The sequence below is a fragment of the Streptomyces cathayae genome, from assembly GCF_029760955.1.
In the GTDB taxonomy this organism is placed as follows: domain Bacteria; phylum Actinomycetota; class Actinomycetes; order Streptomycetales; family Streptomycetaceae; genus Streptomyces; species Streptomyces cathayae.
Map to the genome: position 1 here is coordinate 5,844,056 of NZ_CP121682.1, position 20,790 is coordinate 5,864,845.

General features: G+C 70.4%; 19 protein-coding genes and 1 pseudogene. 13 read left to right on the top strand and 7 right to left on the bottom strand.

The features are described from left to right. Positions 1 to 86: 86 nt before the first annotated feature. Positions 87 to 1,271, bottom strand: a complete 1,185-nt coding sequence (gene nadA, locus PYS65_RS26660) for a quinolinate synthase NadA (RefSeq protein WP_279336470.1) — start codon at positions 1,269 to 1,271, stop codon at positions 87 to 89. A 373-nt stretch (positions 1,272 to 1,644) separates the two neighbouring features. On the opposite strand from nadA, the gene PYS65_RS26665 reads away from it, so the two are divergent. Further along, positions 1,645 to 2,001 (top strand): HesB/IscA family protein, encoded by a 357-nt coding sequence (locus PYS65_RS26665; RefSeq protein ID WP_109377461.1) that lies wholly within the window; start codon positions 1,645 to 1,647, stop codon positions 1,999 to 2,001. Between the two features lie 116 nt (positions 2,002 to 2,117). On the opposite strand, the gene PYS65_RS26670 is transcribed toward PYS65_RS26665, so the two are convergent. Further along, positions 2,118 to 4,544: a hypothetical protein gene (locus PYS65_RS26670; protein WP_423836123.1), complete on the bottom strand. Its 2,427-nt coding sequence runs from the start codon at positions 4,542 to 4,544 to the stop codon at positions 2,118 to 2,120. A 178-nt stretch (positions 4,545 to 4,722) separates the two neighbouring features. After that, positions 4,723 to 4,932, bottom strand: a complete 210-nt coding sequence (locus PYS65_RS26675) for a hypothetical protein (protein WP_279336471.1) — start codon at positions 4,930 to 4,932, stop codon at positions 4,723 to 4,725. Between the two features lie 131 nt (positions 4,933 to 5,063). Between PYS65_RS26675 and PYS65_RS26680 the strand changes: the two genes are divergently transcribed. Continuing rightward, positions 5,064 to 6,038, top strand: coding sequence for a carbohydrate kinase family protein (locus PYS65_RS26680; RefSeq protein WP_279336472.1), 975 nt, complete (start codon positions 5,064 to 5,066; stop codon positions 6,036 to 6,038). Positions 6,039 to 6,076: 38 nt separating this feature from the next. Here the strand turns inward: PYS65_RS26680 and PYS65_RS26685 are convergent, their stop codons facing one another. Beyond that, positions 6,077 to 7,477, bottom strand: a complete 1,401-nt coding sequence (locus tag PYS65_RS26685; protein ID WP_279336473.1) for a cysteine desulfurase/sulfurtransferase TusA family protein — start codon at positions 7,475 to 7,477, stop codon at positions 6,077 to 6,079. 364 nt (positions 7,478 to 7,841) lie between these two features. On the opposite strand from PYS65_RS26685, the gene ctaC reads away from it, so the two are divergent. From ctaC to PYS65_RS26705, 4 genes are all read left to right on the top strand, one after another. Beyond that, on the top strand, positions 7,842 to 8,834 hold the full coding sequence (gene ctaC / locus PYS65_RS26690; RefSeq protein WP_384200376.1) for an aa3-type cytochrome oxidase subunit II: 993 nt from the start codon (positions 7,842 to 7,844) through the stop codon (positions 8,832 to 8,834). Next, complete coding sequence (ctaD, locus tag PYS65_RS26695) at positions 8,831 to 10,567, top strand: aa3-type cytochrome oxidase subunit I (RefSeq protein ID WP_279336474.1); 1,737 nt, start codon at positions 8,831 to 8,833, stop codon at positions 10,565 to 10,567. The genes ctaC and ctaD overlap by 4 nt, the downstream gene beginning before the upstream one ends. Continuing rightward, positions 10,564 to 10,962: a cytochrome c oxidase subunit 4 gene (locus PYS65_RS26700; protein WP_279336475.1), complete on the top strand. Its 399-nt coding sequence runs from the start codon at positions 10,564 to 10,566 to the stop codon at positions 10,960 to 10,962. The genes ctaD and PYS65_RS26700 overlap by 4 nt, the downstream gene beginning before the upstream one ends. A gap of 129 nt (positions 10,963 to 11,091) precedes the next feature. Further along, positions 11,092 to 12,351, top strand: coding sequence for a L,D-transpeptidase (locus tag PYS65_RS26705; protein ID WP_279336476.1), 1,260 nt, complete (start codon positions 11,092 to 11,094; stop codon positions 12,349 to 12,351). Between the two features lie 56 nt (positions 12,352 to 12,407). Here the strand turns inward: PYS65_RS26705 and PYS65_RS26710 are convergent, their stop codons facing one another. After that, on the bottom strand, positions 12,408 to 12,809 hold the full coding sequence (locus PYS65_RS26710) for a response regulator (RefSeq protein ID WP_279336477.1): 402 nt from the start codon (positions 12,807 to 12,809) through the stop codon (positions 12,408 to 12,410). Between the two features lie 200 nt (positions 12,810 to 13,009). On the opposite strand from PYS65_RS26710, the gene ctaE reads away from it, so the two are divergent. From ctaE to PYS65_RS26740, 6 genes and pseudogenes are all read left to right on the top strand, one after another. Next, positions 13,010 to 13,621, top strand: coding sequence for an aa3-type cytochrome oxidase subunit III (gene ctaE / locus PYS65_RS26715; protein WP_279336478.1), 612 nt, complete (start codon positions 13,010 to 13,012; stop codon positions 13,619 to 13,621). Between the two features lie 79 nt (positions 13,622 to 13,700). After that, entirely contained in the window at positions 13,701 to 14,513 is an 813-nt protein-coding gene (gene qcrC, locus PYS65_RS26720; protein ID WP_279336479.1) for a cytochrome bc1 complex diheme cytochrome c subunit, read from the top strand. After that, positions 14,510 to 15,568, top strand: a complete 1,059-nt coding sequence (gene qcrA / locus PYS65_RS26725; RefSeq protein ID WP_279336480.1) for a cytochrome bc1 complex Rieske iron-sulfur subunit — start codon at positions 14,510 to 14,512, stop codon at positions 15,566 to 15,568. The genes qcrC and qcrA overlap by 4 nt, the downstream gene beginning before the upstream one ends. Further along, positions 15,565 to 17,217 carry a cytochrome bc1 complex cytochrome b subunit gene (gene qcrB, locus PYS65_RS26730; protein WP_279336481.1) on the top strand — a complete coding sequence of 551 codons (1,653 nt, stop codon included), beginning with the start codon at positions 15,565 to 15,567 and terminating at the stop codon, positions 17,215 to 17,217. Before qcrA ends, qcrB begins: the two co-directional genes overlap by 4 nt. 149 nt (positions 17,218 to 17,366) lie before the next feature. After that, positions 17,367 to 18,431: an anthranilate phosphoribosyltransferase gene (gene trpD, locus PYS65_RS26735; protein ID WP_279336482.1), complete on the top strand. Its 1,065-nt coding sequence runs from the start codon at positions 17,367 to 17,369 to the stop codon at positions 18,429 to 18,431. Positions 18,432 to 18,575: 144 nt separating this feature from the next. Beyond that, positions 18,576 to 19,105: pseudogene (locus PYS65_RS26740) on the top strand (aminotransferase class V-fold PLP-dependent enzyme); the annotation flags it as partial. Between the two features lie 240 nt (positions 19,106 to 19,345). Here the strand turns inward: PYS65_RS26740 and PYS65_RS26745 are convergent. Together PYS65_RS26745 and PYS65_RS26750 are read right to left on the bottom strand one after the other, a co-directional pair. Continuing rightward, the gene (locus tag PYS65_RS26745; RefSeq protein WP_279336483.1) at positions 19,346 to 19,627 is read right to left on the bottom strand and encodes an Lrp/AsnC family transcriptional regulator; all 282 of its coding nucleotides are present in this window, start codon (positions 19,625 to 19,627) and stop codon (positions 19,346 to 19,348) included. Beyond that, a complete protein-coding gene (locus PYS65_RS26750) occupies positions 19,624 to 20,358 on the bottom strand; it encodes a rhomboid family intramembrane serine protease (RefSeq protein WP_279336484.1) in 735 nt (244 codons plus the stop codon). The genes PYS65_RS26745 and PYS65_RS26750 overlap by 4 nt, the downstream gene beginning before the upstream one ends. A 157-nt stretch (positions 20,359 to 20,515) precedes the next feature. Here PYS65_RS26750 and PYS65_RS26755 point away from each other — a divergent pair, with 157 nt between their 5' ends. Beyond that, on the top strand, positions 20,516 to 20,755 hold the full coding sequence (locus PYS65_RS26755) for a hypothetical protein (protein ID WP_279336485.1): 240 nt from the start codon (positions 20,516 to 20,518) through the stop codon (positions 20,753 to 20,755). Positions 20,756 to 20,790 lie beyond the last annotated feature (35 nt).

Sequence of the window (20,790 nt, forward strand, 5' to 3'; positions counted from 1 at the left end):
GGGCAGGGGCCCGGTACGGGTGTCCTGCGGGGGATCTCCGGGGCCTTCGCGCGGGGGAGTTCTTTGTGCTGTGAGGGACGGTCCGGTTACGGGAGGGCCAGCATGCGTTCCAGGGCCAGCTTGGCGTACTCCTCGGTCTCCTTGTCCACCTCGATGCGGTTGACCAGGTTGCCCTCGGCGAGGGACTCCAGGGCCCAGACCAGGTGGGGGAGGTCGATGCGGTTCATGGTGGAGCAGAAGCAGACCGCCTTGTCGAGGAAGACGACCTCCTTGCCCTCGGGGGCGAAACGGTTCGCCAGGCGGCGGACCAGGTTCAGCTCCGTGCCGATGGCCCACTTGGAGCCGGCCGGGGCCGCCTCCAGCGCCTTGATGATGTACTCGGTCGACCCGACGTAATCCGCCGCGGCCACGACCTCGTGCCGGCACTCGGGGTGGACCAGGACGTTGATGCCCGGGATGCGCTCGCGCACGTCGTTGACCGAGTCCAGGCTGAAGCGGCCGTGCACCGAGCAGTGGCCCCGCCACAGGATCATCTTCGCGGCCCGCAGCTCGTCCGCCGTCAGCCCGCCGTTCGGCTTGTGCGGGTTGTAGACGACGCAGTCCTCCAGGGACATCCCCATGTCCCGCACCGCGGTGTTGCGGCCGAGGTGCTGGTCCGGGAGGAAGAGGACCTGCTCCCCCTGCTCGAAGGCCCAGTCGAGGGCGCGCTTGGCGTTGGAGGAGGTGCAGATGGTGCCGCCGTGCCTGCCGGTGAAGGCCTTGATGTCGGCGGAGGAGTTCATGTAGGAGACGGGCACGACCCGGTCGGCTATGCCGGCCTCGGTCAGCACGTCCCAGCACTCCGCGACCTGCTCGGCGGTGGCCATGTCCGCCATGGAGCAGCCGGCCGCGAGGTCAGGCAGGACGACCTTCTGGTCGTCGCCGGTGAGGATGTCGGCGGACTCGGCCATGAAGTGCACGCCGCAGAACACGATGTACTCGGCCTGCGGGCGCGCGGCGGCCTCCCGCGCCAGCTTGAACGAGTCGCCCGTGACGTCGGCGAACTGGATGACCTCGTCGCGCTGGTAGTGGTGGCCGAGCACGAAGACCTTGTCGCCGAGCTTCTCCTTGGCGGCGCGGGCGCGTTCCACCAGGTCCGGGTCGGACGGCGAGGGCAGGTCGCCGGGACACTCCACACCGCGCTCGCTCCTCGGGTCGGCCTCTCGGCCGAGGAGCAGCAGGGCGAGGGGCGTCGGCTGTACGTCGAGCTCCTGGGTCTGGGCGGTGGTCACGACACGCACCCTTTCTGTTCTGCGGCTCGCCAGGCCCGTTCGGCACGGACCCGGCGGGACAAGCGGGACACCGGTTCGACGACTTCTCGTCGAATTGACACTATCTATCATATCCGGTTCACGTCACTTTGACGACGGCGATAGCGTCCATGTGACGTGAATCCCGGTGCCCCGCCGTTCATTCCCGGCGCCCCGCCGGGAACGGTCCGGAACGATTCCGAAGGGGGCCGCATGGACCGTTTTCCGCCCGCCGGGGCGTGTGCGAGCATGAAGGCGGAGCCGAGAGAACAAGTTCCCGGCCCGGAATGAATCCGCGGCCCCGCCGGTTGCAACCGTCGGCAAGCAGTCTCCGTACAACCCGGGAGAGATGTAGATGTCCGTATCGGACGAGACCACCACCGCCACCGACGGCATCATCGTGACCGACGCCGCCGCGGCGAAGGTCAAGGCGCTGCTCGACCAGGAAGGCCGTGACGACCTCGCCCTGCGCGTCGCCGTCCAGCCCGGCGGCTGCTCCGGCCTGCGCTACCAGCTCTTCTTCGACGAGCGTTCCCTCGACGGCGACGTGGAGAAGGACTTCGACGGGGTGAAGGTCGTCACCGACCGGATGAGTGCCCCGTACCTGGGCGGCGCCACCATCGACTTCGTCGACACCATCGAGAAGCAGGGCTTCACCATCGACAACCCGAACGCCACCGGCTCCTGCGCCTGCGGCGACTCCTTCAGCTGAACCGGACCCTTCCTGTTCGGGGCTCCTCCCGGACGGAACGGCGCGGCACATGACGAAGGCGGCGGCCCCCTGTGACGGGGCCGCCGCCTTCGTGCTGTCCGGACCTGCTCAGTGCTTCATCGCGTCCTGCCGGAGGAGGGTGCCGTGGGCAGCCGCGCGCCGTCCTTGTGCAGCGGCACCGGCTCGCCGTCGGCGTCCACCACCTCACGGGTGCCCAGTGGTGCGTCGAGCCGTACCGTCTGCTGGTACTGCTTGGCGATCAGGATGCACACCTTGCCCGGCCAGGGCGTCTCCGTCACGGTGACGGCGACCCGGTCCCCGCGCTCGCTCGCCGTCGCCTCGTAGTCGGCGCACACCCCGCCCGTGAAGGTCACCGTCAGCTCGCTGCCCTCGGCGGTGTAGCCCTCGACCCCGACCTCGCGCGGGGACGGCGCCGAGGTCGGCTCGTCACCGTCGCCCGGCTCGGTGGGCCGCCCGGTGCCGGACTCCCCGGGCCGCGCCCCGGAGGTGAGGTACTCGGGTTCGACCGCCGGGTAGGTCACCGTGCCGCCGTCCTGCGAGGCCGTCGGGCGCGTCTCGAACAGCCAGGACGGTACGAGCGCCTGACGGCCGTCCACCGAGTGCGCGGCCAGCCCGAACACCGCCTCGTCGACGGTGACCGTGTCCGTGGCCGGCAGGGTCGTCGCCGTGACACACGGCTCCGACTGCTCCTGCTGCTCGCCCCCCAGCGGTACGGGAGTGGCGCAGCCGCCGATCTCCGCACGGTCGCCGGAGCCCGGCGCCGTGTTCATCAGCTCCAGCGCCTTCTCGGCGCTCACCACGGGGTACGTGTCGCCCTTCACCGGCGTCGACAGCCTGCCGCTGCCGCCGACCACCTCGCCTCCGGCGCCGACGACCACACCGGTGGTCCAGCCGTGCGTCGGCAGCCCGCCGACCTCGGGTTCCGCGTTCACCACCCGCTTGACGCCCATGACCTGGCCCGCGTCGAGCTTCGCGTCGTCCTGGCCGAGTGCCTTCAGCACGGGCGCGGCGGCCTTCCGCGCGGCCTCCTCGGTGACCGCCGGGGCGTCGTCGGCGTCGGCCGGGGGCGTCCGGCAGGTCTCGCCCTTGCAGTCGTCGGTGCCCGGCGCGTACCGGCTGAACGTCCAGGTGCCGGGGGCGTTCCGGTCCACCCGCAGGGTGGGCCCGCTGCCGTCCTTGCCGCCGATCCGCCAGGAGTCGCCCTCCGCCACCGGCTTGCCGTCGACGTCGAGCGCCTTCGCCAGGCCGGCCACCTGTGCCTCGGTGATCTGTCCCCGGGCGCGGTAGACCGGCGCCGAGTCGGGGCCCTCGGGGAGGGCGCCGTCGGCGCGGTAGGCGGCGCCGTACGGGTTGGGCTCACCGGGCGCGATGCCGTGCGGTCCGCCCTCGGCGTAGGCGTCGAGGGTGAGCGGCGGGGGAGTGGCCTCCCCGGTGGCCCCCGGAACCGTACTGTCGCCCGGCCCGCCGACGGCACCGGCGGCGAGGTAGGCTCCGCCGCCCCCGACCAGCAGCACGGCCGCGGCCACCGACGCGACCAGCACCGGCGACCGCCGCCGTCCGGCTCCGCCGCGGTCTCCGTCACGATCGGCGCCACTCCCGGACTCCGGGCGGACGGCCGCCTGCGGGGCGTCGGCCTGCGGGGTGTCGGCCTGGGGGGCGGCAGGCTCAGAGCCTGCTGCGTCACCCTCCGGGACCTCGGCCCCGCCGCCCACGGCTGCCGGCTGCCCGTCCCGGTCCGGAGGGGTCTCACCGGGTTCCCTCCCGGATGCCTCGCGCTCGCCTTCCGGGGCCTTCGTGTCCTCGGGTTCCGGAGTCTGCGGTTCGGTGGCGCCGGCCCGCGTGGCACCGGCTTTCGCGTCGCTGGTCTGCGGGGTCTCGGTCTGCGGGGTCTCGGTCTGTGGGGCCTCGCCCTGATCCTGGTCGGCCGTCGAGGGTTCGTTCTTCGGGGTCCGGTCCTCGTTGCCGCCCGCCTCCGCGGCTGTGGTTTCCGGTGCCGGGTTGTCCGTGTCGTCCACCGAGGGTGCCTCGGGCTCGCCTTCCGGGAGCTTGGTGCCCTCGGGCACCGGAGCCCCGGTCTCCGAGACCTTGCCCTCCGGGTCATCGGTCTTCGCGACCGCGGCCTCCGGCGCCGGAATCTTCGTGTCGTCCGCCGACGGCGTTCCCGGCTCGCCTTCCGGGGCCTTTGCGTCCTCGGGCTCCAGCGGTCCGGTGGCGTCGGTCTGCGCGTCGCCGTTCTCCGGGCCCTCGCCGCCGTCGGCCCGAGCGGCGGCGGCTTCCCCTGCCGGGGTGGTCTCCGGGCCGTCCGCCGAGGGCTCCGGCGCCTTCCCGGCGTCGGCCTCGGCACCGGCTTCGACGGCGTCTCCGGGCGTGGCGGAGCCGGATGCGGGGGTTCGGTCCGGGGCCTGCTGCTCCGGGGCGTCCTTCGTCGGGCCGTCGGCCGAAGCGGAAGCGCCCCCGGTGTCGCGCGCGCTGCCGGAGGCCCTCGCCTCGGCGTCGTCGTTGTCGGGCCGCTCGGTGTTCACCGCATCGCTCCTTCGGCTGCACAGCTGTCCCTGAAGAGACGTCCCGGTCGCACCGGGACTGCTGGTGGGTCGTATCCCGTATCCCCTTTACGGAGGACGGCGATGGGACGCAGCGGGGGAGCGCACGGTTCCCGTCCGGTTTCCCGGGAACCGTGAGCCGGGCCTACGAAGGCCCGGCTCAGTCGCCGTAATCCGACATGGCGTCCAGCAGCCGGGCCGAGGAGGACGGCACGGACACGCCGTGGATCAGGGACGGAGGCACCGGCCGGGTGTCGCCGTGATCCGGCGCCGTCCAGCGGGAGGCCATCCGGGCGCAGTCGCCGCGCAGCGACTCCAGGTCGCCTTCGAGATCGGCCTGTGTGGGGACGTGCACCTCGAGGTTCGTCATAGCGGCACCGTATGCATGTCGAAGGTCACGAAGAAAGATCTACTATCGGGTAGTTTTGTCGGCTTCAAGTGGACGGCTGGTACCCGGTAGCGTGGGGTGTCAATCCCCCCTCCCTCAGGAGAGTCCACGCCGTGCGCATCGCAGTCACCGGCTCCATCGCCACCGACCACCTCATGACGTTCCCCGGGCGCTTCTCCGACCAGCTCGTCGCGGACCAGTTGCACACGGTCTCGCTGTCCTTCCTGGTCGACCAGCTCGACGTGCGCCGGGGCGGCGTGGGCGCGAACATCGCCTTCGGCATGGGCCAGCTCGGCACCCGGCCGATCCTCGTCGGCGCCGCGGGCCCCGACTTCGACGAGTACCGGGCCTGGCTGGACCGGCACGGCGTCGACACCGCGTCCGTCCGCATCTCGGAGACGCTGCACACCGCCCGCTTCGTGTGCACCACGGACGCCGAGCACAACCAGATCGGCTCCTTCTACACGGGCGCGATGAGCGAGGCCCGGCTGATCGAGCTGAAGACCGTCGCCGACCGGGTGGGCGGCCTCGACCTGGTCTCCATCGGCGCCGACGACCCGGAGGCCATGCTCCGGCACACCGAGGAGTGCCGCTCGCGCGGCATCCCGTTCGCCGCCGACTTCTCCCAGCAGATCGCCCGGATGAACGGGGAGGAGATCCGCATACTGCTGGACGGGGCGACCTACCTCTTCTCCAACGAGTACGAGAAGGGGCTCATCGAGACCAAGACGGGCTGGACCGACGCGGAGATCCTCGCCAGGGTCGGCCACCGCGTCACCACCCTCGGCGCCCGGGGCGTACGCATCGAACGCGCCGGTGAGGACCCCGTCGAGGTCGGCTGCGCCCAGGAGGAGCGCAAGACGGACCCGACCGGCGTGGGCGACGCCTTCCGTGCCGGGTTCCTGTCCGGGCTGGCCTGGGGCGTCTCCCTGGAGCGCGCCGCGCAGATCGGCTGCATGCTCGCCACCCTGGTCATCGAGACCGTCGGCACCCAGGAGTACCAGCTGCGCCGCGCCCACTTCATGGAGCGCTTCGCGCAGGCCTACGGCGACGAGCCCGCGGCCGAGGTGCGCAAGCACCTGGCCTGACGCCCCGACGGGCTCCCCGCCCCGCAGCAGGCGCCCGCTCAGGAGAGCCGGCGGACCAGATAGGCCGAGCCGTGGTCCGCCGGCTCCTCGCCCAGGTACTCCTGTCCGCGCATCTCGCACCACGCCGGGATGTCCAGCCGGGCCGCCTCGTCGTCCGCGAGGACCCGGACCGTGCCGCCCACCGGCACGTCGCCGATGACCTTGGCCAGCTCGATCACCGGGATCGGGCAGCGCCGGCCCAGCGCGTCCACCACCAGGACACCGCTCCCCCCGACGGTGTGCTCGGCGGCTCCCGCCGCTCCCGCCGCCACCGGAGCCCCCAGCTTCTCCCGCACCTCCGCCACCACCCGGGGCAGGACGGTCAGGAACCGCTCGACCTCCCTGGCCTCCGTCCCCGGCGGCAGCGACACCCGGACGTTGCCCTCGCTGAGCACCCCCATCGCCCGCAGCACATGGCTCGGGGTGAGCGTGCTGCTCGTGCACGAGGAACCGGACGACACGGAGAAGCCCGCGCGGTCCAGCTCGTGCAGCACCGTCTCCCCGTCGACGAAGAGACACGAGAAGGTGACGATCCCCGGCAGCCGCCGCTGCGGATCGCCGACCACCTCCACGTCCGGCACCGAGGCCGGCACCCGCGTCCGGATCCGCTCCGTCAGATCCCGCAGCCGGGCCGCCTCCGCGGCCGCCTCGGCGCGCACCGCCCGCAGCGACGCCGCCGCGGCCACCACCGCCGGGATGTTCTCGAACCCGGCCGCCCGCCCCGACTCCCGCTCGTCCGACGGCCCCTGGGGAGCGAACCGCACCCCCTTGCGCACCACGAGCAGCCCGACCCCCGGCGGGCCGCCCCACTTGTGGGCGCTCGCGGTGAGCAGCGACCAGCCACCCGCCACCGGCCCCCACCCCAGCGACTGGGCCGCGTCCACCAGCAGCGGTACGCCGGCCGCCCGGCACGCCTCGGCCACCTCGGCCACCGGCTGCACGGTCCCCACCTCGTGGTTGGCCGACTGGAGACAGGCCAGCGCGGTGTCCGGCCGCAGGGCCTTCGCGTACGCCGCGGGATCCACGGCACCGGTACGGTCCACCGCGACCTCGGTGACCGAACCGCTTCCGGCCTCGTGCGCTTCCGCCGTGTGGAGGACCGACGAGTGTTCGACCGCGGACACGATCAGGTGCGATCCGACGCGTCGCCGCCCGGCCAGCGCCCCCTCGATCCCGGCGTGCACCGCCCGGGTGCCGGACGGGGTGAACACCAGCTCGTCCGGGCGGCATTCCACCGCCTCGGCGGCCGCCTCGCGCGCCGCGTCCAGCAGCAGCCGGGCCCGCCTGCCCTCCCGGTACAGCCGTGCGGGATCCGCCCACCCCTCGTCCAGTGCTGCCAGCAGGGCCTGGCGGCCGACGGGATGGAGCGGGGCGGCGGACGCGGCGTCAAAGTAGGCCATACGGCAACGTTAAGGCGTGGCCCGGCCGCCGAGCGGCGAGGGGGCCGTCCCCCTCGACGGCCCCGCTGCGGGGAGGGGTGGACGGCCGGTCCCCTGATACCCACCGAGCCCTCACCGCACACCCGCCCGACTGCCGAATCCCCCGTGCGAGCGGTACTTTCGGGAGAGAGGGTGCCCCCTTTCCCGCCCTTCGGGGGGACGGGCGGCGCGTATGCCCCCCTCCCCGCGACCCTCCGGAAGGCGTCGGCTAGGGTTTGGTCCGCATAAACATCCAAACCCCTGCCCGACGCAGGGCGGCGACCGACCGGTGAGAAGGACAGGCCGCAGCCGTACAGCGCGGGCGAGACTCTCGGGAAGGCGCTACGTGAGTCCCAACGGCTCCGACCTCCCCCACGGCCTGAAGGGCGTGGGTGGTACCCCCAAGCCGCGGCGCCCGATGCGGCGGAAGCTGCTGCAGGCATTGACCGCGGGCCTGGTCCTGGCGACCGCCACCGGTTGCACATGGGAGGACTTCCCTCGCCTTGGTATGCCCACCCCCACCTCAGAACAGGCGGAGCGAATCCTCTCCCTGTGGCAGGGGTCGTGGGCGGCCGCGCTCGCCATCGGCGGGCTCGTGTGGGGCCTGATCCTGTGGAGTGTTTTCTTCCACCGGCGCAGCCGCACCAAGGTCGAGGTACCTCCGCAGACCCGGTACAACATGCCCATCGAGGCGCTGTACACCGTGGTTCCGCTCATCATCGTGTCGGTCTTCTTCTACTTCACCGCCCGGGACGAGTCCGAGCTGATGAAGCTCGAGGCGAAGCCCGACGTGACCGTCAACGTCGTCGGCTTCCAGTGGAGCTGGTGCTTCAACTACATCGAGAACGTCGAGGGTTCCTCGGGCGACGCGAAGACCTCCAAGGAACTCGACGCGATCCCGGACCGCTACAAGGAGGCCTTCCCGGCCGACGCCGGCGGTGTCAACGACTGCGGTACCCCCTCCACGCGGAACCCGCAGACGAACAACCCCGGCCCCACCCTGTGGCTGCCCGAGGGCAAGCGGGTCCGGTTCGTCCTGACCTCGCGGGACGTCATCCACTCCTTCTGGGTGGTGCCGTTCCTGATGAAGCAGGACGTCATCCCGGGCCACACCAACGCCTTCGAGGTCGTCCCCAACCGTGAGGGCACCTTCCTCGGCAAGTGCGCCGAGCTCTGCGGTGTCGACCACGCCCGGATGCTGTTCAACGTGAAGGTCGTCTCCCCCGAGCGCTACGAGGCGCACCTCAAGGAGCTCGCGGAGAAGGGGCAGACCGGTTACGTTCCCGCCGGCATCGCGCAGACGAGCCACGAGAAGAACCGGGAGACGAGCAAGCTGTGAGCATCCTCAACGAATCCCAGGGTGCCGCGACAGCTGTGGCCTCCTATGAGAACGAGCTGCCGGTCCGGCGCAAGCAGCCCGGCAACATCGTGGTCAAGTGGCTGACGACCACGGACCACAAGACGATCGGCACCATGTACCTGGTGACGTCGTTCGCGTTCTTCTGCATCGGCGGCATCCTCGCGCTGGTGATGCGCGCGGAACTCGCCCGGCCCGGACTGCAGATCATGTCGAACGAGCAGTTCAACCAGGCGTTCACGATGCACGGCACGATCATGCTGCTGATGTTCGCGACGCCGCTGTTCGTCGGCTTCGCGAACTGGATCATGCCGCTGCAGATCGGCGCGCCCGATGTGGCGTTCCCGCGGCTGAACATGTTCGCCTACTGGCTCTACCTGTTCGGCTCGCTGATCGCGATCGGCGGTTTCCTCACCCCGGACGGGGCCGCCAGCTTCGGCTGGACCGGCTACGCCCCGCTCTCGGACGCGGTCCGCTCGGTGGGTGCCGGCTCCGACATGTGGATCATGGGTCTGACCCTCCAGGGCTTCGGCACCATCCTGGGCTCGGTCAACTTCATCACCACGATCATCTGCATGCGCGCTCCGGGCATGACGATGTTCCGTCTGCCGATCTTCACCTGGAACGTGCTGCTGACCGGTGTCCTGGTCCTGCTCGCCTTCCCGGTGCTGGCCGCCGCGCTGTTCGCGCTCGAGTACGACCGGAAGTTCGGCGCGCACATCTTCGACGCCACCAACGGCGGGGCGCTGCTGTGGCAGCACCTGTTCTGGTTCTTCGGCCACCCCGAGGTGTACATCATCGCGCTGCCGTTCTTCGGCATCGTGAGTGAGATCGTGCCGGTCTTCTCCCGCAAGCCGATCTTCGGCTACATGGGTCTGGTCGGCGCGACCATCGCCATCGCGGGTCTGTCGGTGACGGTGTGGGCGCACCACATGTACGCCACCGGCGGGGTGCTGCTGCCGTTCTTCTCCTTCATGACCTTCCTGATCGCCATTCCCACCGGGGTGAAGTTCTTCAACTGGGTCGGCACCATGTGGAAGGGGTCGCTGAGCTTCGAGACGCCGATGCTCTGGTCCATCGGCTTCCTGGTGACCTTCCTGTTCGGCGGTCTGACCGGTGTCATCCTGGCCTCGCCGCCGCTGGACTTCCACGTCACCGACTCGTACTTCGTGGTGGCGCACTTCCACTACGTGGTGTTCGGCACCGTCGTCTTCGCGATGTTCGCCGGCTTCCACTTCTGGTGGCCGAAGTTCACCGGCAAGATGCTCGACGAACGGCTCGGCAAGATCACCTTCTGGACGCTGTTCATCGGCTTCCACGGCACCTTCCTGATCCAGCACTGGCTGGGCGCCGAGGGCATGCCGCGCCGGTACTCGGACTACCTGGCGGCCGACGGCTTCACCGCGCTGAACACGGTCTCCACGATCGCCTCGTTCCTGCTCGGCATGTCGCTGCTGCCGTTCTTCTACAACATCTGGAAGACGGCCAAGTACGGCGAGAAGATCGAGGTCGACGACCCGTGGGGCTACGGCCGCTCCCTGGAGTGGGCCACCTCGTGCCCGCCGCCGCGGCACAACTTCCTCACCCTGCCCCGGATCCGCTCCGAATCCCCGGCCTTCGACCTGCACCACCCGGAGATCGCCGCCCTCGACCAGCTCGAGAACGCCGATCACGGTGAGAAGGCCCTCTCCGGTGGCAAGGAGGCCGGCAAGTGAAGATCCAGGGCAAGATGTTCATGTGGCTGAGCCTCTTCCTGCTCGTCGTGGCGATCGTCTACGGTGTGTGGTCGAAGGAGCCGGCCGGCACCACGGCCCTCTTCCTGGCCTTCGGCCTGAGCATCATGGTCGGCTTCTACCTGGGCTTCACCGCCCGGCGGGTCGACGTGGGCGCGCAGGACAACAAGGAGGCGGACGTCGCCGACGACGCCGGCGAGGTCGGGTTCTTCAGCCCGCACAGCTGGCAGCCGCTCGGTCTGGGGCTCGGCGCCGCCGTCGGCTTCCTGGCCATCGCCGTCGGCTGGTGGCTGATGTACTTCGCGCTGCCGCTGATCCTGCTCAGCATCCTGGGCTGGGTCCTCGAGTACTACCACGGTGAGAACCGCACCCAGTAGCACATGCCGCGCACCGCAGGGCCCGGACACTCCGCAAGGAGCGTCCGGGCCCTGCGTCTGCCACGTCCTATGTCACTCGTTCGAGTCTTCCGGCGCGCCGGACTTGACGAGGCTTCCTAGCGTGAGGCCATGAGACGTGATCCGCACCACCGCACCGTCGTCGGCCGCACACTGCTGGTGATCGCCCTGGGTGCGGGCGTCGCCGGTTGCTCCGCCGTCGGCGACCCGCTGTCCGCCGAGCCCTACGACGCGGCGGACCAGATATCCTTCAGCGGCCCCACCGCCGAGGGCGGGACGGCCGACCCGGACACGCCCCTGGAGGTCGTCGCCGAGGACTCCGACGGACGTATCACCGACGTCACGGCCGTGGACACCAAGGGCCGCCACATGGCGGGCGAACTCGCCGCCGACGGCAGCCGCTGGCACAGCACCTCCCCGCTCGTCGCCGGCGCGAGCTACACGATCCGGGTGAGCACCGAGAGCGCGGACGGGGCGCCCGGCCGCAAGGTCCTCGCCCTCACCACCGGCAAGCCCGCCAGCAAGAGCCTGGGCGTCGCCTTCGGCCCCGAGGCGGGCACCTACGGCGTCGGTCAGCCGCTCACCGCCGAACTGACCGAACCGGTCAAGGACCCCGCGCAGCGCGCCGTCGTGGAGCGCGGCCTGAAGGTGTCCTCCACGCCCTCGGCGGGGGGCGCCTGGCACTGGGTGGACGACAAGAAGCTCCACTTCCGCCCGAAGGACTACTGGCCCGAGAACGCCACCGTCCGGGTGCGCAGCACCCTGGAGGGCGTCAGGATCAACGACCGCCTCCGGGGCGGCCGGAGCGAACCGCTGACGATCAGGACCGGCGACCGCCTCGTGGCCGTCACCGACGTCGCGGCGCACCGGCTGACGGTCTACAAGGGCGACAAGCAGATCAGAACGATCCCCGTCACCGCCGGAAAACCCGGGTTCGAGACACGCAACGGCATCAAGGTGGTCCTCGGCAAGGAGCGCACCGTGCAGATGCGCAGCAGCTCCATCGGCATAGCCGAGGGCTCCGCCGAGTCCTACGACATGCCCGTCCACTTCGCCGCCCGGGTGACCTGGAGCGGCGAGTACGTGCACGCCGCCCCCTGGTCCGTCGGCTCCCAGGGGTACGCCAACGTCAGCCACGGCTGCGTCGGGATGAGCACCGGTGAGGCCGAATGGTTCTACGACACCGTCCGTAAGGGTGACCTGATCACGGTCGTCAACTCGAAGGGCGCCGACATGGAGCCGTTCGGCAACGGCTTCGGCGACTGGAACCTCGACTGGACCGACTGGCGCGCGGGCAGCGCCCTGACGGGCGGCGCCGCGGCGGGCTCCGCCCCGGAGGAGACGGCACGCCTGCGCCCGCAGCCGGCCTGACCTCGAACGACAGGCCGGGAGCCACCGCGGGCGCCGAGCCGGTGCGGACCGTGCGGTCAGACGTTCAGGGCGCTCTTCTGCCGCAGCAGGGAGGCGAGGGCCGAGGCGAACTCCACCGGCTCCACCGGCAGCGTCACAGCCGCCTCCGCACGGCTCCAGGTGGCCAGCCAGGCGTCCTGGGGACGGCCGATGAGCAGCAGCACCGGCGGGCACTCGAAGATCTCGTCCTTGATCTGCCGGCACAGGCCCATGCCGCCCATGGGCGTGGCCTCGCCGTCCAGGACGCAGACGTCGATGCCGCCCCGCTCCAGCTCCTCGAGGACGGCCGGGGCGGTCGCGCACTCCAGGAACTCCACGACGGGCACGTCCGGGGCGGGCCGCCGGCCGGTGGCGAGCCGCACCTGCTCCCGGGTGTTGGCGTTGTCGCTGTAGACCAGCACCGTGGCGGTCGCCTGCATTGTTCCTCCACGCTTCTGAGGGGGCTCGGCATCGGCGGTACCGCGCGTGCCGATGGCGCGGATGCTACCCCTTCCGGCAGGTTGTCAACACTGGTTCGGACGTCACTTCGATGGGCCATCCGGGCACTACAGGAGGGGCGAACACACCGAACGGCACCCCCCGGGGTGAGGGCGGGATAAGCGACCGACATAATGTCGGCGTGGCGACAGCAACGACAGTAGACACCGGGCACGCGCTCCCGTCGGTCAACCGACCGAACCTCACCAGCGTCGGAACCATCATCTGGCTGAGTTCCGAGCTGATGTTCTTCGCGGCCCTCTTCGCGATGTACTTCACCCTGCGATCGGTGACCGGACCCGACTTCTGGTCGGAGAAGGCCGACACCCTGAACTTCCCGTTCTCGGCGACGAACACCACGGTCCTGGTGCTTTCCTCCCTCACCTGCCAGCTCGGCGTGTTCGCAGCCGAGCGCGGTGACGTGAAGAAGCTCCGGACGTGGTTCATCGTCACGTTCATCATGGGATCGGTCTTCATCGGCGGTCAGGTCCTGGAATACACCGAGTTGGTCAAGCACTACGGTCTGACCATCTCCTCCGACCCGTACGGCTCGGTCTTCTATCTGACCACCGGCTTCCACGGCCTGCACGTTCTGGGCGGCCTGTTCGCCTTCCTGCTGGTCCTCGGCCGGACCTACGCGGCTCGGAGGTTCACTCATGACCAGGCGACGGCGGCCATCGTCGTGTCCTACTACTGGCATTTCGTCGATGTCGTCTGGATCGGCCTCTTCGCCACGATCTACATGATCAAGTAGGCGGGCTCGAATCCGCGCGCTCGAAGAGCGCACTCATCCAGAAGCATCGACGCAGAAGATCCTGACACCGGGGTAATCCGTGAAAAAGCTCTCCGCACGACGACGCCACCCGTTGGCGGCGCTCGTCGTTCTGCTCCTCGCGCTGGCATGCACCGGGGGGCTGTACGCCGTGTTCGCACCCGCGAGCAAGGCGCAGGCCGACGAAACCGCCCAGTCCCTCGCCATCGAGGAGGGCAAGAAGCTCTACGCCGTCGGCTGCGCCAGCTGCCACGGCACCGGCGGTCAGGGCACCACCGACGGCCCCAGCCTGGTGGGCGTGGGTGCTGCGGCCGTCGACTTCCAGGTGGCCACCGGCCGGATGCCGGCCGCCACCTCGCAGAGCGCGCAGCTCCCGCGAAAGAAGGCCGTCTACAACCAGGCCGAGATCGACCAGCTGGCGGCGTACATCGCCTCCCTGGGCGCCGGCCCGGCCATTCCCACCGAGGAGCAGTACGGCCCCGAGGGCGCCGACATCGCTAAGGGCGGTGAGCTGTTCCGCAACAACTGCGCGCAGTGCCACAACTTCACCGGCCAGGGCGGTGCGCTCACGCACGGCAAGTACGCCCCGAGCCTCGAGGACGTGGACCCCAAGCACATCTACGAGGCCATGGTGACCGGCCCGCAGAACATGCCCTCCTTCCCCGACGGTTCGCTGTCGGAGCAGAACAAGAAGGACGTCATCGCCTACGTGAACGCGGTCAACGGCAAGGAGACCTCGAGCCCCGGCGGTCTGACGCTCGGCGGGCTCGGCCCGGTGTCCGAGGGTCTGTTCGCGTGGATCTTCGGACTCGGCGGGCTGATCGTGACCGCCGTCTGGGTCGCCGCTCGGACCGCAAAGGCCAGGAAGTCATGAGTAGCCAAGAGACCCCCGACGAGAAGCTGCCCGCAGAGCAGGGCAGCGCGCACGGCGCGGTCCGCGTCGCGGACGAGAGGAACCCGTTCGCCGACCCCGGGCTGCCTCCGCACGAGCCCCGGATCCAGGACATCGACGAGCGGGCCGCCAAGCGGTCCGAGCGTACGGTCGCCCTCCTGTTCACGCTGTCGATGCTGGCCACCGTCGGCTTCATCGCCTCGTTCGTGGCGATCCCGATCGACAAGTCCGTCTACATCTTCCCGCTCGGTCAGATCGGCGCGATGAACTTCGCGCTCGGTACGACCCTCGGTGTCGCCCTGTTCGCCATCGGCGCCGGCGCGGTCCACTGGGCCCGCACGCTGATGTCGGACCACGAGCTCACCGACGAGCGGCACCCGATCGCGGCCCCGCCCGAGGTCCGCGAGCAGGTCATGGAGGACTTCCGTCAGGGCGCCAAGGAGTCGGTGATCGGACGGCGCAAGCTGATCCGCAACACGATGTTCGGCGCGCTCGCCCTGTTCCCGCTCTCCGGAGTGGTGCTGCTGCGTGACCTCGGGCCGCTGCCCGAGGACAAGCTGCGCCACACCCTGTGGGCCAAGGGCAAGCTGCTCATCAACATGAACACGAACGAGCCGATGCGGCCGTCCGACATCGCCGTGGGCTCGCTGACCTTCGCCAAGCCCGAGGGCCTGGAGGAGGACGAGCACGGGTTCATGAACGAGATCGCCAAGGCCGCCCTGATGCTCGTCCGCATCCAGCCGGACAACATCAAGGACAAGCAGTCGCTCGAGTGGTCGCACCAGGGTATTCTGGCGTACTCGAAAATCTGTACCCATGTCGGTTGCCCGATCTCCCTGTACGAGCAGCAGACGCACCACGCCCTGTGCCCCTGCCACCAGTCCACCTTCGACCTCGCCGACGGAGCCCGGGTCATCTTCGGTCCCGCCGGACACGCCCTGCCGCAGCTGCGCATCGGTGTGAACGACGAGGGCTACCTCGAAGCGCTCGGCGACTTCGACGAGCCCGTCGGTCCTTCATTCTGGGAGCGCGGATGAGTACCACGACCAGCAGCACGAACCCATCGGGCGCGGGTCGCTCCCGTGGGAAGGCGCCGGCCGGCGAACGGGTCGCCGACTGGGCGGACAGCCGGCTGGGGATCTACTCCCTGGCCAAGGCCAACATGCGCAAGATCTTCCCGGACCACTGGTCGTTCATGCTGGGTGAGGTCTGCCTCTACAGCTTCATCATCATCATCCTCACGGGTGTGTATCTGACGCTGTTCTTCCACCCGTCGATGAACGAGGTGGTGTACCACGGCAGCTACGTCCCGATGCAGGGACAGCTGATGAGTGAGGCCTACAAGTCGACGCTGGACATCAGCTTCGACGTCCGTGGCGGTCTGCTGATCCGGCAGATCCACCACTGGGCCGCGCTGATCTTCGTGGCCGGCATGTTCGTGCACATGATGCGCGTGTTCTTCACCGGTGCCTTCCGCAAGCCGCGTGAGGTCAACTGGGTGTTCGGCTTCCTGCTGCTCGTCCTGGGCATGTTCACCGGGTTCACCGGCTACTCGCTCCCGGACGACCTGCTCTCCGGCACCGGTATCCGCTTCACGCAGGGCGCGATCCTGTCCGTGCCGATCGTCGGCACGTACATCTCGATGTTCCTCTTCGGCGGGGAGTTCCCGGGGGACGACTTCATCGCCCGGTTCTACTCGATCCACATCCTGCTGCTGCCGGGCATCATGCTCGGCCTCGTGGTGGCGCACCTGATCCTGGTCTTCTACCACAAGCACACGCAGTTCGCGGGCCCCGGCAAGAGCAACAAGAACGTCGTGGGCATGCCGCTCCTGCCGGTGTACATCGCCAAGGCCGGAGGCTTCTTCTTCCTGGTCTTCGGTGTGCTGTGCGTCGTCTCGGCGGTCGCGACGATCAACCCGGTCTGGAACATCGGCCCCTACCGGCCGGACATGGTCTCCACCGGAGCCCAGCCCGACTGGTACATGGGCTTCTCCGAGGGCCTGGTCCGTGTGATGCCGGGCTGGGAGATCAACTTCTGGGGCCACACGCTCGCCCTGGGCGTGTTCATCCCGCTGACGGTCTTCGGGCTGGTCCTGGTGTCCATCGCGGTCTACCCGTTCATCGAGTCCTGGGTCACCGGGGACAAGCGCGAGCACCACATCCTGGACCGCCCGCGCAACGCCCCGACGCGCACCGCCTTCGGCGTCGCGTGGATCACCCTGTACTTCATCTCCCTCGTCGGCGGTGGCAACGACCTGTGGGCCACCCACTTCAACCTGTCGATCAACGCGATCACCTGGTTCGTCCGCATCGGGTTCTTCGCCGGGCCCGTGGTGGCGTTCATCATCACCAAGCGGATCTGCCTCGGCCTGCAGCGCCGGGACAGGGACAAGGTGCTGCACGGCCGCGAGTCGGGCATCATCAAGCGCCTGCCGCACGGTGAGTTCATCGAGGTCCACGAGCCGCTCAGCCAGGAGCAGCTGCACACCCTCACGGCGCACGAGCAGTACAAGCCGGTCGAGATCGGCCCGCTGGTCGACGAGAACGGCGTCGAGCGCAAGGTGAAGCCGACCGAGAAGCTGCGCGCCAAGCTCAGCAAGGGGTACTACGGCGAGGGATCCCAGATCACGAAGCCGACCGTCGAGGAGTACAAGGAGATCACGAGCGGCCACGGCCACCACTGATCACCTGAGACCCGTACGACACCCACGTCGCCACACGACGGCGAAGGGCCCCCGTCCGCAGACCGGACGGGGGCCCTTCGCCGTGCTCCGGGCTGGATAAGGTGGGGGCGAAACCCCCTTTACCCCTGTCTATGACCCAGGAGCGGCAGATGAGCGCTGTGACCCCCGCAGGAGGCAGTACCGCGGCGGACCGCTCCTGGCCCGTCCTGCTGAACGGACTGCTGGACGGACACGACCTGTCCGCCGACGACACCGCCTGGGCGATGGACCTGATCATGCGCGGTGAGGCCACCGACGCGCAGATCGCCGGGTTCGCCGTGTCCCTGCGGGCCAAGGGCGAGACGGTCGACGAGATCGTCGGCTGCGTCCGGGCGATGTACGAGCACGCCGTCGCGATCGAGGTGCCGGGGGAGACCGTCGACATCGTCGGCACCGGCGGCGACGGCGCCAAGACGGTGAACATCTCCACGATGTCCTCGATCGTCATCGCGGGCACCGGCGCGAAGGTCGTCAAGCACGGGAGCCGGGCCGCCTCCTCCGCGTCCGGCGCCTCCGACGTCCTGGAGAAGCTCGGCGTCAACCTGGAGCTGACCCCGCAGCGGGTCGCCGAGGTCGCGGAGGAGGCCGGGATCACCTTCTGCTTCGCGGTGAAGTTCCACCCGGCGCTGCGCCATGTGGCCGCCGCGCGAGGACAGCTGGGCATCCGTACGGTGTTCAACTTCCTGGGCCCGCTGGCCAACCCGGCCCGGGTCCGGGCCCAGGCCGTCGGGGTCGCCGACCCGAGGATGGCGCCGATCATGGCCGGTGTGTTCGCCGACCGCGGCCACTCCTCGCTGGTGTTCCGCGGTGACGACGGCCTCGACGAGCTGACGACCACCGGCACCTCGCGGGTGTGGGTGGTCCGGGACGGCAAGGTGACCGAGGAGCACTTCGACCCGCGGGACGTCGGCATCGAGCCCGTGCCGCTGGAGGCGCTGCGCGGCGCCGACGCCTCGTACAACGCCGAGGTCGCCCGGCGGCTGCTGGACGGCGAGCGGGGCCCGGTGCGGGACGCGGTGCTGCTGAACTCGGCGGCGGCGCTGGTGGCGCTGAAGCCGGGCACCGGGACCCTGGAGGAGCAGATCCGGGCGAAGATGGCCGAGGCCGCCGAGTCCATCGACTCGGGAGCCGCCAAGCGGGTCCTGGAGCACTGGGTGGCGGCCAGCAACGCGTGAACCGCGGCGGCCGGCCCCGCCCGGCCGCCGCGACGGCGGTTCCCGCGTCCCTCTCCTCGACGCCCCGGACAGCCCGGAGCAGGCCGTACGGCCCCTGGAAGCCGGCCCTCGTCGACCGTGAGCCCCACAGGCCCGGGCCCTGGGAGGACGGATTCGACGGACGTCCGGTGGCACGACGGCACGGCCCGGTACGAGGCGGGCCCGCTCGGCGAGGCCGGGGTGGGCCGACGCGCCGGACGCCCGCGGGGAGCGGCTGATCCGCACGGTCCGGGACGGGCCGGCCGACGTGCCCGAGGTGCGGTTCCTGTCCCTGTCCGGGGACGCTGCGCCGCGCGTCGGCGTGCTCTCCCTCGTCGTCGGCCGGCACAGCTCCCGCTCCGCCGCGGGCCCTGTCCGCCGAGTACGGCATCGGCGTGCGGGACGGGCTGTTCCGCGCCCACCCGCTGCCGCGTGCCCTGCTCGGCGGCGCCCCGCGGACCCCGGGCGAGTGCGGTGCCCCGGGGCCGCCCTCCGGCGAGAGGCCCTTCGACGCGATCCGGGTCAGCTTCGGGGCGGGCACCCCGGACGAACAGGTGGAGCGCCGTCCGCGCCGTCAGGGAACCCGTGCGGGACGGCGCCCGCGGTGGAGCTACCGCACGGTCGACGGCCGCTGCGTGCCGGACACGTCCGCCTGAGCCGGGCCGCCCGGGGCCCGCGGGCCGGAGGGCGGCGGAGGCGGGACCGGGCCGGCCGGGCTGTCGGAGAGTGCGAAACCGGTCGCGGCGACACCCGCCGGGATCAGCACGACGGCGGCCGGGGCCGCCGTCCGGCGGGTGAGGAGCACGGACCCGATGCCGCGCACCCGCCCGGACCGCGCGGATGAGCCGGAGACGAAGAGTTCTTCGCCTCCGGCTCATCCGGCCGCGGTGGCCGTCTCAGCTGTCCAGGCCGATCGCGAACGCGGCCTCCAGGTCGTGCTGCGAGTACGCGCGGAACGCCACGTGCGTGTCGGTCCCCTCCACGCCCGGGATCTTGCTGATCCGGCCCGGGATGACCTCCGCCAGGTCCTCGTGCTGCTTGACCCGCACCATGGCGATCAGGTCGTAGGTGCCGGTGACGGAGAAGACCTCGCTGACGCTGTCCAGCGCGGCGATCTGCTCCGCGATCTCGGGGATCCGGTCCACGCTGGTCTTGATGAGGACGATCGCGGTGATCACGGCTGGTTCTCTCCCTCGGGGGCCGGAGCTGGGGCGGCTCTCACTGTAGTCGCCCCCTGGAAACGCGCCCACGCGCAGCAGAAGCCCAGCCCGAAGCCCACCAGGTGCGCCAGATACGCCACCCCGGGGCCGTCGGAGGCGGGCAGCGCCGCCAGCCACTGCAGCACCGCCCAGAACGGCAGCACGACCCACGCCGGGAAGCGCACCGGCAGGAAGAACAGGAACGGCAGCAGACTGGTCACCCGTGCCCGGGGGAACAGGAAGAGAAACGCGCCGAGGACCGCCGAGATCGCTCCCGAGGCCCCCACCACGGACTGCTCGGAGTCCAGGTGGGCGGCGGCGTACCCGAGCAGGGCCAGGTAGCCGCAGCCGACGTAGAACAGGAGGAACTGCAGGCGGCCCATCCGCGCCTCGGCCATCGTCCCGAAGACGTGGAGGAAGAGCATGTTGCCGAGCAGATGCACCCAGCCGCCGTGGACGAACAGGGCCGTGACGGGGGTGAGAGCGGCACCCGGGGAGCCTTCGAACAGTTCTGCGGGGATCACGCCCCAGTGGCGGAAGTAGCTCCGCTGCGCGGCCGGCAGCTCCTCCCCGGACCCGTACCCCGGATCGAGCCCCGAGGCCGGGCCCATGAGGAAGACCGCGCAGCACAGGACGATGAGGGAGTGGGTCACCGGTGCCGACGGGCGCCTCAGCGCTCTGGCGGCCGATGTCCCCCAGTCACGGATCATGGACACAGAGCATGACGTAAGGGGACGCAACCGTGCAGACCGCCTCGCCGCCGTGGACGGGCGGGCGGCGAGGACCCGCCAGGCCGTAGGGTTACGTGCCACACGCGCCGGGGTGCCCGGCGCGTCACGGACACTGGAAGAAAGGCGAAGAGCCACGATGACGGTCCCTCAGCCGACTGCCTCGACGCGGTGGCGCTGCACCCTCTGCGGCAACCTCACCCGGTTCGACGTGACCCGCTCGTCCAAGGTCGTCGAGTACGTCCACCTCGACCTGGCGGGGGAGCCGAAGATCGAGGAGCGCGAGGTCCTCGGTGAGACGATCGAGTCGGTGCGGTGCCGCTGGTGCAACGCCGTGGACCAGGTGGAACTCGTCGACAGGCCGGGTGCCGGCTCCTGAGTGGAGCGGGCCCCGCTCGGAAGACCCCGTACGCG